Genomic DNA, 14,429 nt, shown 5'->3' with positions numbered 1-14,429 from the left:
GAGTAATTCTTAGTCCCATTTTTTTTGAAACCAATTTTAAGTTATATTCGTATTAACTACTTGAGATAGGAATGGAACTTATTTGCAAATAAGTGATCATTAGAGTTTGGGGATGCTAAGGTGGTCTTAAAGGAATTGAATATCAAACATATAATTAAAGGGTTTACTCTATTTATCTTACTGTGTATCAGTCAATCATCATTCGCGATGGTTTGGAAGTCTGAAAATACTTGGGATGCAGTATGGGAAAAGAGATATCAGCATTGGGTAAAAAATAATTGGACTGAAGATTTCTTCATGAATGAAAAAAAGCCAATGTATTATAAATTTTCACATGATTGTGCAGATGCTGTATATGCGATGCGATTAGTTTTTGCTTATGAGTATAAACTTCCTTTTGTTGTAAATAATCCTAGTAAACGTGGTAGAACAATCAGCAATGGTATGACTCGATGGGATAAGCTGTCTGAAGAGAAGCGTGTCAGAAAGTTTATGGATTATGTGGCTAACTATACAAGTACTAGATCATTGGAAAATGATACTTATCCAATAGCCCTGGACGATATAAAACCAGGTGATGTTTATGTTGCCCCTGATGTGCATGCCTATCAAATAGTAAATATAACTGATGCAGGCATTGCTGAGGTTATGTCTTCTACTACCCCGCAAGCTCCTAGATTTATGGATCGTATTCCTTCCTTTCCATTTTATGTACCAGAAGATTATAAAAACAAGAAAGACGGGTATAGACGTTTTAAACAACCCCAAAATATTCGTAAGTCAGCAGAGAAACAGCCTGGCTACAACATTGAACAATTTGATATAGCACAATCTGTTAAACAAGATTATGTGAAATTTACCGATATTATTTCTAGTGCTTTAGGTTCAAGAGTAGAAAAGCCTGACGAGAAAACACTTCGTCTTTTGATCGCTATGTGTATGTATGCAAATGATCGAAGCATTTATGTCTACGATGCGTTATGGCACTTACAGAAGATTCGTAAGGGTGGTAGACAGTGTATGAATCGGACTGAATATAATAGTTACTCTACACCATCAAGAGACAGGCGTTTAAAAGCATTCTTTAACGCAGTTAAAAATCACTACGAGAAAAACAGCAAGTATAAGCAATGGACTCAACCACAGCGATGGGCTAAAGCATTGTTCTCAATAGAGCCACCAAAGCCTGCTGAACTAGCTGACTTAAATAAATTCTGTAAGGTGCAGATGAGCTTAGGTGAAAATTACTTCATACCACTGCGTGATTTACGTCAGAATCTATCCGCAGGAAAAGTTATATCCGATCCACATGCTCCGCTTGAGTATCGCTGGGGCGCTCAAACTAAGCCTTATGAGCCACGTTGCAAGACTTACTAATTTTTACAACAAAGTTATTTCGCGTTTAGAAGCAGTTGTCTATGCAACTGCTTCTTTTGTCATATAAAACTGCTCTATAACCATGTTCTTGGTTATAATTTAAGCATTCTCTATACACAATAATAGTCACTATGAAATTACTTCCCATTATTCTCGCTGCTGGACAAGGCTCAAGAATGAATTCTTCGCTACCTAAAGTTTTACACCCGATCGGTGGTAAAACGATGTTGCAACATGTCATTGATAGTTCCCGTAAACTTGATTATGAAAAGTTGGTGATAATTTATGGTCATGGTGGAGAGCTTGTAAAACAAGCAACAGACGCCTCAGATATTTCCTGGGTGTTGCAAGCTGAACAGAAAGGTACAGGTCACGCCGTTCTTCAAGCCGAAGATACTATTTCCGATGATAATATTGTGGTGATCGCTTATGGGGATGTTCCTTTAATAAAACCTGAGACGTTAAATAACCTGGTTTCTAAGCTTACTAATTCAGTATTAAGTGTATTAACGACTAAGTTGGATAATCCTGTTGGATACGGTCGAATAATCAGAGATGAAAACGGAGCAATAAAGGCAATAGTTGAGGAAAAAGACGCTAGCGAGAATGAAAAACGTGTTACCGAGGTAAACACTGGCTTTATCGCTGCCAGAGGTAAAGACCTTAAGCGTTGGTTAAATCAAATTAAGCCTAACAACAATCAAGCAGAGTACTATTTAACAGATTGTATTGCATTAGCGGTATCTGAAGGAGGATTGGTCGAAGCAGCAATCTGTGAAGATCCTTTTGAAGTGCAGGGCGTTAACAATAGAATTCAACAAGCACAGTTAGAAAGAGCATATCAAGAAGGTAAAGCCCAAGAGCTAATGCTTGAAGGTGTTACTTTAGCAGACCCATCTCGAATAGATGTTCGCGGTGAAATGAGTGTTGGCCAGGATGTCTTCATAGATGTGAATAATGTATTCATTGGAAATAATGTCATAGGTGACAATGTCACTATCCATGCTGGTTGCGTGATAGAAAACGCAACTATTGGAAGTAATACTGAAATCCACGCGAATACAGTTATTGAATCTGCAAATATAGGTAATGGTTGCTCTGTTGGACCATTTGCCCGTGTACGACCAAATACTGTTCTGTCAGACGAAGCAAAGATAGGCAATTTTGTGGAAATTAAAAAATCCAATATAGGCAAAGGCAGTAAAGTAAGCCACTTAAGTTATATTGGTGATACCGTAATGGGCGACAACGTTAATATTGGTGCCGGAACGATTACTTGTAATTATGATGGTGTGAATAAATTTCAAACAACTATAGGTGATGATGTCTTTATTGGTTCAGACTCGCAATTAGTAGCGCCTGTAACTGTCGCTAACGGCTCAACAATTGGTGCTGGTTCTACGATAACCAAAAATACTCCAGAAGGTGAATTAACATTGTCACGTTCTAAGCAGCTAACTTTAAAAGGCTGGCAACGGCCGACCAAGAATAAATAGGAAGAATACAATGTGTGGAATTGTCGGAGCAATCGCTCAACGCCCAGTAACTGAAATTCTAATTGAAGGTCTTAAACGTCTCGAATACCGAGGCTATGATTCGGCTGGTGTAGCATTATTAGATGCAGATAAAACAATTAAACGAGTCAGAGCATTAGGGAAAGTTGCCGAACTTGAAAAGAAACTTATTGAGTCTCCCCAGATAGGTAATATCGGTATCTCTCATACTCGTTGGGCTACACACGGAGAGCCTGCAGAACGTAATGCCCATCCGCACATGAGTAATGACAGAGTTGCTGTTGTTCATAATGGCATCATAGAAAACTACGAAGAGTTGCGTGCTGGTTTGATCGAAAATGGTTACACCTTTGAATCAGAAACCGATACGGAAGTTATCGTCCATTTAATTGAGTCTAACTTAGCGAATAGCAAGAATGTATTGGACGCTGTTAAGAAAACAACTCGCCAGCTTAAAGGTGCCTATGCACTGGGTGTGATCAGTACAGATAATCCGGATGAATTGATCTGTGCTCGTGAAGGGAGTCCTTTACTCGTTGGTGTAGGTTTTGGAGAGCACTTTATAAGTTCTGATGTGCAAGCTTTACTTCCAGTGACTAGTCGTTTCATCTATCTGGAAAATGGTGATATCGCAACGTTGACCTTAAAAGATGTCATTATCGAAGACGAAAATGGAAATATCGTTGAGAGGGAAGTACGTCAGTCAAATGCATGTTCATTAGAGTCTGAGCTAGGGGATTATCGTCATTACATGCTCAAAGAGATTTATGAGCAACCTCAAGCAGTGCAGAAGACATTAGAAGATCGTTTGGATATCAATAGCATTAAACAATGCATCATGGGCGACAATGTTGCTGAAATACTCAAGCAAGTCGAAGAAGTACAGATTATTGCATGTGGTACAAGCTATCACGCTGGCTTAATAGCTAGATACTGGATGGAAAGTCTTACTGATATTCCATGTCAGGTTGAAGTGGCAAGTGAATACCGCTATAGACGCCAAGTGCCGCGTAAAAATATGCTGTTTGTAACAATTTCACAATCTGGAGAAACGGCAGATACTCTGGCTGCTCTGGAAAAAGCCAAAAAAGATGGATGCCTTGCCAGTTTAAGTATTTGTAATGTGGCTGAAAGCTCTTTGCAAAGAGAGTCTGATTTCTCTCTGATGACCATAGCTGGCCCAGAGATTGGCGTTGCATCAACCAAAGCATTTACTACTCAATTAGTTACCTTAAAGCTTTTGATCGGTTTATTGATGCAAGCGAAAGGCGGCCAATCGGAAGCAGTTGCTTCATTGGTTGAAGATCTTAAAAAGCTACCTGTACTGATCGAGCAAGCGCTTGAGCATGATAAAGCGATAGAAGTCATGGCTGAGCATTTTATTGAGAAGCATAATGCTCTGTTTCTGGGGCGTGGAGATCAATACCCTGTGGCTATGGAAGGCGCACTTAAGCTCAAAGAGATTTCTTATATTCATGCCGAAGCATATCCCGCAGGAGAGCTTAAACACGGTCCGCTGGCATTGGTAGATAGTGAAATGCCAATTGTCGCTGTAGCGCCAAATACAAGCTTATTAGAGAAGTTAAAGTCAAACCTCGAGGAAGTTAGATCTCGTGGGGGATTTTTATACTTATTCGCAGATAAAACGTCGGGAATAGCGCCTCAGGATAATATTCAAGTTATCGAAATGGATGAGGTGCCAGAAAGTATTGCGCCAATTATTTATACCATTCCTTTGCAATTACTGTCATATCACGTAGCAGTGTTTAAAGGTACGGATGTTGATAAACCGCGTAACTTGGCTAAATCAGTAACGGTTGAATAAACTGCTTTAATATTCAATAGATATTGATTTAAATTCAGATTACAACTTTCCTAAGCCACCCCCCTACTTATAGCCACTTTTTTTAAAAAAGTGGCTATAAGTAGGGGGGTGGCTTAGCATTTTTTAGAGTGCCCCATTTAATTTTTATTGGGCAAATAATCCAACTAGCGTCAGTACTATCGTGTACGGCAACGCCATATAAACCATTCTCATATAACCCAATCGGATTGCCGGTGCGAGTGTCGACGTTAATAAGAATAAAAAGGCAGCCTGACCATTTGGTGTTGCCACGCTAGGTAAATTCGTTCCGGTATTAATCGCCACAGCTAAAGCATCAAAATGCTCACGAGATAAATTTCCCGCATCAAATGCAGCTTTTACTTCATTGATGTAAACAGTGGCAACGAAAACATTATCGCTAATGGCAGATAAAATACCATTAGCCAAAAAGAATGCTCTTGGTTGTTCTTCGGTAGGCAGTGTTAGCACCCAATTAACGATAGGCGTAAATAAGTGCTGATCGTGAATCATTCCTACAATCACGAAAAAAATCACAAGCAAAGAGACAAAAGGGAGTGATTCTTCAAAAGCGTGACCAATCTTCTTTTCTTCGGTAATACCTGTCATCGCAGTTAACAATACCATCAACATCAAGCCAATCAGACCGACTTCCATGACATGGAATGCCAATCCACAAATGAGTAATATCGCGCAGATTCCCTGAATGACTAATGCGTAAACTTCTTTCTGGGTTCTTTCTGTATTTTGTTGTTCGATGTAGGTTTTTAATATCTTTCTAATGTTAGGTTCAAGTTTGCCACCATAACCAAAGGTGCCGGTTAACTCAGTGCCAATAACGATAAGTAAACCAGCAATGAATGCAGGGATAGAAACGTGGCTAACTTCAGCGGCAAAGGTTAAGAAATCCCAGCCCATAATTTCGCCTATCAGGAGGTTTTGTGGTTCGCGAACAAGGGTAGCAACTCCACCAATTGCGGTTCCAATAGCGCCATGCATAACTAGTGAGCGAATAAATGCCCGAAAGTTGTCGAACGATTCGCCACCCATTTCTTTGTTATCGAAGACCTCATTTTCGTTAAAATCTGTATTTGCTGTTGAATGTACTTTTTCATAGACTCCGTACAACGCGACAAAAACACTGATTAAAACGGCAGTGACTGTTAATGCATCAAGAAATGCGGATAGTAATGCAGCTGAAATTGAGAACATCAGAGACAATATAATTTTATTCTCAACTTTTAATAAAATTTTACCGAAAATAAAAATGAGAAGTGGCTGCATAAAGTAAATAAAACTGACCATGAACATGAGCAGCATAATTACCCCAAGATTCTGTTGAATTTCGTGCCAGAGTGTTTCGGTTGTGGTTAAACCTAGCAGTATCGAGGTTATGGCAATTAATCCACCAGATTGTAATGGGTAACATTTCAGTGCCATGGCTAAAGAAAGAATAAACATGGCAATAAAAGCCCAGCCAGCAACCATTTTTCCCAATAGCAACGTTAAAGGAAAACTAATGATTAAAAAAGCGAGCAGAGTTATTTTAAACCAATTCGGACTGGTGCCTAAAAAGCTACTGAACATCGTTTTCAACATATTGTTGATTGCTCCTGAAATACGTGAACTGTTAAAAGCAGGCAATAAATAAAAGTAACTATATGCATTAATACTTTATAAGTATTTTAAAACCTGTTTTTAAAAAGGGTGCTCCGGTATTTACTATTTGTGAGGATTTGTTTGCTAAGGAATTTCTGATTTATATACCTATTGGGATGCATAGTGTAGAGAAATATATCAATGTATGGGTAGAACATCTGGGTATTTATTTTTGATCAATGAAAACAACTGAAAAAAATATGTCGATCAACTATAATCGCGCGAACTTGAATGGCTAGGAGAGTCATGCTGCTGCATTCTTTATCTGATAATTAACCATCTTTTTAGTGTTATTTATTATGACCGAATGACGCATTTCAAGAACAATAAGCATAGAGAAAACTATGGCAAATGCTTTCACATCAATCCTGCATAATTTAATTAACAGGCTCACTCCTTTTAAAGCATGGATTGGTGATTTAAAAGATCCAAAGACGTTTAAAGCAGATGCAATTGCAGGCTTAACTGTTGCTCTAGTACTTGTTCCTCAATCGATGGCTTATGCGCAGTTGGCTGGATTGCCGGCTTATGTGGGTTTATATGCCTCGTTCTTACCTGTGATTTTTGCTGCAGTATTTGGTTCATCAATGCAGCTAGCCACAGGGCCGGTGGCAATCGTGTCATTGATGACTGCTGCCGCACTCGAACCTCTTGCCATTTCAAGCCCAGATGGCTATTTAGCCTACGCCGCAGCGCTGGCATTCATGGTAGGTATCTTTCAAGCTTCACTGGGTTTTCTACGCTTAGGGATACTCGTTGATTTTCTCTCGCATCCTGTTGTCGTCGGATTTACTAACGCTGCTGCTATTATTATTGCTAGTTCGCAGCTCAGCAAAATTTTTGGTCTGGAGTCTGTCAAGGGAGAGCATCACTATGTGACTGTCTTTAACTTGTTTCAGGATATCCCCCAAACGCATTTTACAACCTTGCTCATGGGTGTATTTTCAATTTTTCTCCTTGTCTATATGAAGAAGGTTGCTCCTAAGCTACCTAATGTACTTATCACGGTGGTGATTTGTACGCTGCTCTCTTTCTTTCTCGGTTATGAATCTCGTGGAGGAGCGGTTATCGGTTTGGTGCCTAGTGGTTTGCCGGGCTTTAAAATTCCAGATGTCGAGTTTGGGCAGATGGTTGATCTGGTTGTGTCTGCGGCAGTGATAGGTTTATTGGGTTTTGTTGAAGCAATATCGGTTGCCAAGGCGATTGCATCAGAAACTCGTCAACGACTTTCAGCTAATCAGGAGTTGGTCGGGCAAGGCCTTTCAAATATTGTAGCTTCAATGTTTCAGGCATATCCAGTATCAGGCTCATTCTCAAGGTCAGCGGTGAATTTTGCAGCTAATGCAAAAACAGGGCTTTCTTCGATTGTTACGGGTGTTCTAGTTGCTGTTACCTTATTGTATTTAACGCCGTTGCTGTATCACTTGCCACAAGCAACCTTAGCCGCCGTCATCATGGTGGCAGTGTTTTATCTGATCAAGATCGAGCCTGTGGTACATGCGTGGAAAGTCCATCGGCATGATGGTTTTGTCGCGGTTGCAGTTTTCATGACCACTTTGTTTTTCGCACCACATCTAGAAAAAGGGATCATGGCGGGAGTGCTTTTGTCACTGGGTTTATTCTTATACCGAACAATGAGCCCAAGATTTGTAGAAGTAGGGCGACATGACGATGGCAGTTTGCGCTCTGCTGAGCTATTCGAACTAAAAACCAGCGATACTGTGTCAATCTTTCGTTATGATGGGGATTTGTACTTCGCCAACGCAGGGTATTTAGAGGGAAAGGTGCTGAATAGTATTGCCCAAAAGCCTAACTTAAAAGTCATGGTGTTGGATTTTGAATCGGTTGATTTGATTGATTCCACGGGTGAAGAAACGTTGGCAAGAATTGTTGAGCGATTAGAAGTCGCAGGAATCGAATTGTATATTGCCCGAGCAAAACGTACGATGCTTGATGCGTTTACACGTTCTGGCTTGATGGAAAAAATTGGTGAAGACCGTTTCTTTCGAGAAAGGACGTTGGCAGCTAAATTTGCCAAAGAAAAATTTGGCGACGAGATCGATATTGAGCCAATTATTACGGTCCAGCATATTACTCGTTAGTAGTCATTGATGCCTCCTAAGTGCTTTTCTAGAAAGACCTCTACGGAGGTCTTTTTTTATGCTACATTTTCAATATGAGTATTAAAGTATTATATTTCGCAAGTTTAAGAGAAGAGATTGGTCGCGGTGGAGATGTCGTCGATATCTCTACTGATCAGTCCTCACATTCATTAAGTGTTGAGCAGTTGTGGGTAAATTCAACGGGTCAAACGCATTTTCCTGATAATCTGCTGGTTGCTGTCAATCAGGAATATACAAACCCGCAAGCTTTATTGAATGATGGCGATGAGGTGGCGTTCTTTCCGCCAGTAACCGGTGGATAGTCAGCGCAAGATTATCATTGTAGATTCGCCATTCGATCCCTTGGTAATGCAAGCCGAGTATCAAACTCAAAGTATGCAAGGCCAGACAAAATATGGTGCGACAGCAAACTTTGTCGGTACCATGAGAGATTTCAATGAGGGCGATGATGTTCAAAGCATGACTCTGGAACATTATCCTGCCATGACAGAAAAACAACTCAATATCATCGTCGATGAAGCTAGCAAGAAATGGCCGCTACAAAATACGTTGATTATTCACAGAGTCGGTGAGATTTTCCCCGCAGAATCAATCGTGTTAGTGGCTGTTTGGTCGGCACATCGTGGAGCCGCTTTTGATGCGTGCAGATTTATCATGGAAGATCTAAAACATAAGGCTCCTTTCTGGAAAAAAGAAGCACTTACCACGGGTAATGATCGCTGGGTAGAGGAAAACACTAAAGGATATTAGTGTTATTTTTTATATATACAGCCCTTAAACTTCGAAACAGTTATAGCGAGTTTTTCTCAATGCCTTTTTGCGTGATATCTGTGCGATGTCCTGAATTTGGATTTCTTTGATTAAGCATCCGCTTCCCAGGTTCCAGATTTTCCGCCAGTTTTTTTAAGCAATCTGACTCCGTCAATTACCATGCCCTTATCTACTGCTTTGCACATATCGTAAATCGTTAACAGGGCAACCTGTGTTGCGTTTAACGCTTCCATTTCTACGCCGGTTTTTCCGCTTGTGGCAACTTCGGTTTTGCAATATACCGCTGGAGGTTCTTGCTGAGTTTCGAGGCTGATATCGACATGCGTTAAAGATAGAGGATGACACAGCGGGATTAGGTCGGGTGTTTTCTTTGCGCCCATGATGCCTGCAATGCGTGCAATGCCTAGCACGTCACCTTTCTTGTTATTGCCTTCTAAAATGTGTTGAAGTGTTTCTGCCTTCATGAAGATGCGGCCCTCTGTTACTGCAACACGTTTAGTTATGTCTTTATTGCCAATATCAACCATGTGGGCTTCACCTTGTTGGTTGAAATGCGTCAGTGTATTTTCTGATTTCTTCTCAGTTTTGCTCATTAAAATATCCTTATCTCTTGTGCTTTCTCGAAACTGCTGCCCGAGTCGTTGCTAGTGCCATTTTGTTATTTAGTTTGCGATTATAGTAGAAACTCGTTCTCAAATTATCGCTAAGATATATAATACGCATTTTTAATACACCCCCCTACTTATAGCGGTTTTTTTTGGTGAGTATTCATTAAACTATCTGTTTTAACATCAAACTGTTTGCTTTGTGGTGACTTTACTCAGCGGGATATATCATTGTGTAAAGCCTGCGAGGTTAGTCTTCCTCGAATTGAATCTGCGTGTGGGCAATGTGGTATTCCTTTGGAGAAAGCTGCCACAGCGAATGCTTTGTGTGGACAGTGTATCCAAACATCTCCAGCGGTTGATTACACGATAAGTCTATTTCACTATGAAAACCCGGTTAGTTATTTGATTGGGCAAATGAAATTTCAGCAGCAATTATCGTCTGCTGCTATTTTAGCGAATTTATTGTGTTCAGAAATATTGGATAAACATTCCGATGCTGGGATGTCTGCTAAGCCAGACGCTCTGTTACCTGTTCCTCTACATAAGGCAAGGCTGGCAAAGAGGGGGTTTAATCAATCTTTGGAAGTCTCTCGAGAGATAGCAAAGGCAATGGCTATTCCTTTGTTTGTCAATAAAGTTGAGAGGGTCAAAAATACAGATGCGCAAACTCATCTGAATAAACAGCAACGCCTGAAAAATGTAAAAGGCTGTTTTAATGTAATCAGCCCGTCTCTTGCCAGGCATATCGTTATTGTTGACGATGTTATAACAACTGGAGCAACAACGAATGAGCTGGCAAGGCTTTTAAAAACGAAAGGCGTTGAAAAAGTAGGTGTCTGGTCTATTGCTAGGGCAGATATTTGAGCATAAGCAACAACAAAAATGTCAGAGGTCGTAGATGTTAAAAAGCATGACAGCATTTTCTAACTGTGAAGTCACGGTAGATGATACCGTTTTAATATGGGAGATTCGGAGTGTCAATCATCGATTTTTAGATGCAAGTGTCTATCTTCCTGAAGGTTTTCACGCAGAAGAAAATAACTTTAAAGACGCGCTTAAAAAGAAGCTGGGGCGCGGCAAAGTCGATGCTAAATTGATTTGTAAAGTCGATGAAAATCAAGCTAAAGGTGCCGTTCAACTCAATGAGCAGGCGATTAAAGAGTTGCTTGATGCTAAACATAAATTAGAGTTTTTATCTAAAAAAGCGCTAGGGCTTTCGACGATGGATATCCTTAATTGGCCTGGTGTCATGGAAGAAAATCAACATGATCTTAGTGTTCATCTGGAGGCAGCGAAGACACTGTTTGCTAAAGCGTTAGATGGTTTAGTCAAATCCAGGGAAGAAGAGGGAGCGCGTTTGAAAACGCTAATTTTAACTCGAGCCAACTCGGTCTCTGAAATTGTTGTTGATGTAAAAAAAAGGCGAATTGAAGTCAATAATGCGGTTCGTGAGAAAGCATTGAAAAAGCTTTCTGAGATTGATGTCGCGGTAGATGAAAATCGGCTCGAGCAAGAGTTGGTTTATTTGTTACAGCGACTCGACGTGGATGAAGAGCTAGATCGCTTGGATTCACACGTAGAGGAATTGAAAGCTGTTTTGGAAAGAGATGAGCCAATTGGTCGGAGGCTAGACTTTCTCATGCAGGAGCTGAATCGAGAGGCGAATACGCTTGCTTCTAAGGCTAATGATGGCGAAACCACAAAAGGCGCTGTAGAGCTAAAGGTGTTAATTGAACAAATGCGCGAGCAGGTCATGAATATCGAGTAATTATTGGGTCTACTTGGTTAAGCCAAACAGCATCAAGAAAAACCATCCCAGGATGAATGACATCCCTCCGAAAGGTGTTGCTGTTCCATAAAGTGCGTTGTCTGTAATGGCGTAAGCATACAAGCTTCCTGAAAACAGCAAGATACCGAGTAAGAAGAATAATCCTGCAAGCTTGAGCAAAATGGACGATTGGTTCCTATGAAGTGACCCTAATATGCCCACACCAAATAACGCGGCAACATGATAAAACTGGTAATCCTGAGCAGTATGAATTCTTTCTAACGCCTCTGTTGTAAGCCCTTTGTCTATAGCATGTGCAGAAAGGGCGCCTATGACAACGGCAAGAAGACCTAAAAGTGCTGAGATTGAAATAAAGAGCTTGTGAGATTTCATGATTGTCCTGAGTAGAGGCTTGAATTTTTACTGGTTGATACCATCATATAAGCAATATAAACATAGGTAAATGACAATAAAATGCAGTACAAAGATTATTATAAAATTCTTGGGGTTGATCGTGATATAGATCACGCGGAATTAAAGAAAAGTTACCGTAAACTGGCGCGTAAATATCACCCTGATGTGAGTACGGAAGCCAATGCTGAAGAGCGCTTCAAAGAAGTAAATGAGGCTTATGAAGTGCTGGGCGATGAAACCAAGCGTGCCCAATATGATAATTTGGGTGCGGATTGGCAGAATGGTCAGAGTTTTAATCCACCTCCCGGTTGGGACGGCGGTTTTGATTTCAACCAGTTTACAGGTGGTGGCGGAGGTCATTCAACGGGTGGCTTTAGCGATTTTTTTGAATCGATGTTCGGCGGCGGTTTCCAGCAAGGGGCACATCAACAAAGATATCAGCAAAGAGCGAAACCCGCTAATGAAGTGATGAAACTATACGTTGACCTTGAGGATGTTTACGCAGGCAACAATAAGCGTGTTCGATTACCTAATGGTTCAAGTGTTGAGGTTAAAATTCCTAAAGGTATTGAAGAAGGTAAGAAAATACGCTTGTCAGGTAAGGCGTCGACAGGCGGAGATTTGCATTTGCAAATAGCATTCAATAAACACCCTGTCTTTAAGCGAGAAGATAAAGATATTTATTTAGATTTGCCAATAGCGCCTTGGGAAGCGGCTTTAGGAACCAGTGCGAATATCAAAACATTATCGGGAGAATTGAAGTTAAAAATTCCAGCAGGTTCTTCGTCGGGAAAGAAAATGCGCATAAAAGGCCGAGGATTACCGGGTAAAAGTAGTGGGAATCTGAGTGGCGATCAATTCGTTGTTATTCAAATTGTTACACCTCCTGCGGAAACGGATGAAGATAAAAAATTCTATGAAGAAATGGAGAAGAAATTTGACTGGAAGCCTCGATAAGCATATAAACAAGAGTATTTAAGTGTTAAACAATACTAATCTAACGGGTTTATGATGTTTTTGAACAAAGTTGCTTCACTATTTTTTACAACTACTTTAATACTTTTGGGATGCTTAAACACTGCTTCTGCCAAGTTACCTGTAGAAGTAAATGGTCAGGCGCTGCCTTCTTTAGCAGATATGTTAGAGAGGATTACCCCAGCAGTTGTAAATATATCTACAGAGAATGGCTCGTCAGGAACACCTGTAAAGGATCCTGTGTACCGTCATTTTTTCGGTAAAAATGTCCCCACTCAACCGGGTAAACCCATAGGAACAGGTTCAGGTATCATTATTGATGCGGACAATGGCTATGTGGTTACAAATGCACATGTTATTGAAAATGCAGATAAAATCATCGTTACACTTAAAGATAAGCGTCAGTTTTATGCTCAACTCATCGGTAAAGACCTGAAGGCTGATGTCGCTGTTATACAAATTCAACCTGATAGACTAACAGCGATGGTAGTGGCAACCGGCAAACCCTCGCGTGTTGGCGATTTTGTCGTTGCTATTGGAAACCCCTATGGATTGGGGCAGTCAGTTACGTCTGGTATCGTAAGTGCGCTAGGTAGAACAGGTTTAGGTATCGAAGATTATGAAGATTTTATTCAAACAGATGCGCCAATCAATCCTGGGAATTCGGGTGGTGCATTAGTTAATCTTCGTGGCGAGTTAATCGGCATAAATACCGCTATTCTTGGTGGTAAATCTGGTGGCAATGTCGGAATAGGTTTTGCCATCCCTGCAGATATGATCATTAATATTACTGACCAATTGGTTGAAAATGGTCGTGTGGAGAGAGGGCAGCTAGGTATTGAAATTCAGGATATAAGACCTGCGCTAGTAAAAGCCTTTAATTTACCTGATGGTCAGGGAGCATTAATTTCTGGCGTTGTTTCGCTTTCCCCAGCTGATAAAGCAGGAATACAGGAAGGGGATATAATTACTCGTATTAATGGCACCACTGTGACTAATAGTTCTAACTTGAAAAGTATTATTGGAAATTTGCGTATGGGTTCCAAGGTTCAAATGGAATATTTCCGTAATGGATTGATTAAGAAATGTGTTGCTGAAGTAGGGCAGGTAAGTGCCGGAAAATATCGTGAGATCGGCAGAAAGCCAGTGGTAGAAAGTAAGCCAGAGATCGAAAATGCTAGCCCTTGGGGCTCTTTTGAAGTTGATAATTAAATAAAAGATGGTAAATAGTATAACTAAATCTTAGTCAAAACTTGCAGATTATGCATTTGCCAGCTATCCTTGTAATTATAAGCTTCATCAGTTTGATGTTGAACGAAGTTTGAATTTGTAGTTTTATAGATACATGCAGTTAATTTGATACATATTCAGTTATCT

13 protein-coding genes are annotated in these 14,429 nt (G+C 40.4%); 10 read left to right on the top strand and 3 right to left on the bottom strand.

Annotation, left to right across the window (positions count from 1 at the left end; genetic code table 11):
* The first annotated feature begins 135 nt into the window (after positions 1–135).
* The 3 genes from EV695_RS17670 (at position 136) to glmS (ending at position 4,716) form a co-directional block, all read left to right on the top strand.
* A complete protein-coding gene (locus EV695_RS17670; protein WP_243651710.1) occupies positions 136–1,377 on the top strand; it encodes a hypothetical protein in 1,242 nt (413 codons plus the stop codon).
* A gap of 131 nt (positions 1,378–1,508) precedes the next feature.
* Positions 1,509–2,873, top strand: coding sequence for a bifunctional UDP-N-acetylglucosamine diphosphorylase/glucosamine-1-phosphate N-acetyltransferase GlmU (gene glmU / locus EV695_RS17665; RefSeq protein ID WP_131907335.1), 1,365 nt, complete (start codon positions 1,509–1,511; stop codon positions 2,871–2,873).
* A gap of 10 nt (positions 2,874–2,883) precedes the next feature.
* Positions 2,884–4,716, top strand: coding sequence for a glutamine--fructose-6-phosphate transaminase (isomerizing) (gene glmS, locus EV695_RS17660; protein WP_131907334.1), 1,833 nt, complete (start codon positions 2,884–2,886; stop codon positions 4,714–4,716).
* A 144-nt stretch (positions 4,717–4,860) separates the two neighbouring features.
* Here glmS and nhaB read toward each other — a convergent pair whose 3' ends face one another.
* Positions 4,861–6,333 carry a sodium/proton antiporter NhaB gene (gene nhaB / locus EV695_RS17655; protein WP_207907146.1) on the bottom strand — a complete coding sequence of 491 codons (1,473 nt, stop codon included), beginning with the start codon at positions 6,331–6,333 and terminating at the stop codon, positions 4,861–4,863.
* Positions 6,334–6,737: 404 nt separating this feature from the next.
* Between nhaB and EV695_RS17650 the strand changes: the two genes are divergently transcribed.
* The 3 genes from EV695_RS17650 to EV695_RS17640 all read left to right on the top strand — a co-directional run bounded on the left by EV695_RS17650 (position 6,738) and on the right by EV695_RS17640 (position 9,266).
* On the top strand, positions 6,738–8,495 hold the full coding sequence (locus EV695_RS17650) for a SulP family inorganic anion transporter (protein ID WP_131907333.1): 1,758 nt from the start codon (positions 6,738–6,740) through the stop codon (positions 8,493–8,495).
* Between the two features lie 74 nt (positions 8,496–8,569).
* A complete protein-coding gene (gene moaD / locus EV695_RS17645; RefSeq protein ID WP_131907332.1) occupies positions 8,570–8,818 on the top strand; it encodes a molybdopterin converting factor subunit 1 in 249 nt (82 codons plus the stop codon).
* A complete protein-coding gene (locus tag EV695_RS17640; protein WP_243651708.1) occupies positions 8,811–9,266 on the top strand; it encodes a molybdenum cofactor biosynthesis protein MoaE in 456 nt (151 codons plus the stop codon). Before moaD ends, EV695_RS17640 begins: the two co-directional genes overlap by 8 nt.
* 110 nt (positions 9,267–9,376) lie before the next feature.
* Here the strand turns inward: EV695_RS17640 and moaC are convergent, their stop codons facing one another.
* Positions 9,377–9,880, bottom strand: a complete 504-nt coding sequence (gene moaC, locus EV695_RS17635) for a cyclic pyranopterin monophosphate synthase MoaC (protein ID WP_131907331.1) — start codon at positions 9,878–9,880, stop codon at positions 9,377–9,379.
* Between the two features lie 177 nt (positions 9,881–10,057).
* Here moaC and EV695_RS17630 point away from each other — a divergent pair, with 177 nt between their 5' ends.
* Both EV695_RS17630 and EV695_RS17625 read left to right on the top strand, forming a co-directional pair.
* Positions 10,058–10,759, top strand: coding sequence for a ComF family protein (locus tag EV695_RS17630; protein ID WP_279388075.1), 702 nt, complete (start codon positions 10,058–10,060; stop codon positions 10,757–10,759).
* 34 nt (positions 10,760–10,793) lie between these two features.
* Complete coding sequence (locus EV695_RS17625; RefSeq protein ID WP_131907329.1) at positions 10,794–11,663, top strand: YicC/YloC family endoribonuclease; 870 nt, start codon at positions 10,794–10,796, stop codon at positions 11,661–11,663.
* 9 nt (positions 11,664–11,672) lie between these two features.
* On the opposite strand, the gene EV695_RS17620 is transcribed toward EV695_RS17625, so the two are convergent.
* Positions 11,673–12,056, bottom strand: a complete 384-nt coding sequence (locus EV695_RS17620) for a DUF423 domain-containing protein (protein ID WP_131907328.1) — start codon at positions 12,054–12,056, stop codon at positions 11,673–11,675.
* Between the two features lie 81 nt (positions 12,057–12,137).
* Here EV695_RS17620 and EV695_RS17615 point away from each other — a divergent pair, with 81 nt between their 5' ends.
* The gene (locus EV695_RS17615) at positions 12,138–13,034 is read left to right on the top strand and encodes a DnaJ C-terminal domain-containing protein (RefSeq protein WP_131907327.1); all 897 of its coding nucleotides are present in this window, start codon (positions 12,138–12,140) and stop codon (positions 13,032–13,034) included.
* Between the two features lie 54 nt (positions 13,035–13,088).
* On the top strand, positions 13,089–14,264 hold the full coding sequence (locus EV695_RS17610) for a trypsin-like peptidase domain-containing protein (protein WP_207907145.1): 1,176 nt from the start codon (positions 13,089–13,091) through the stop codon (positions 14,262–14,264).
* Positions 14,265–14,429 lie beyond the last annotated feature (165 nt).

Origin of the sequence: Cocleimonas flava (assembly GCF_004339015.1) — a bacterium.
Lineage (GTDB): Bacteria > Pseudomonadota > Gammaproteobacteria > Thiotrichales > Thiotrichaceae > Cocleimonas > Cocleimonas flava.
The sequence above is the reverse complement of the archived record's forward strand: the minus strand, read 5'-3'. Positions and strand labels throughout refer to the sequence as shown.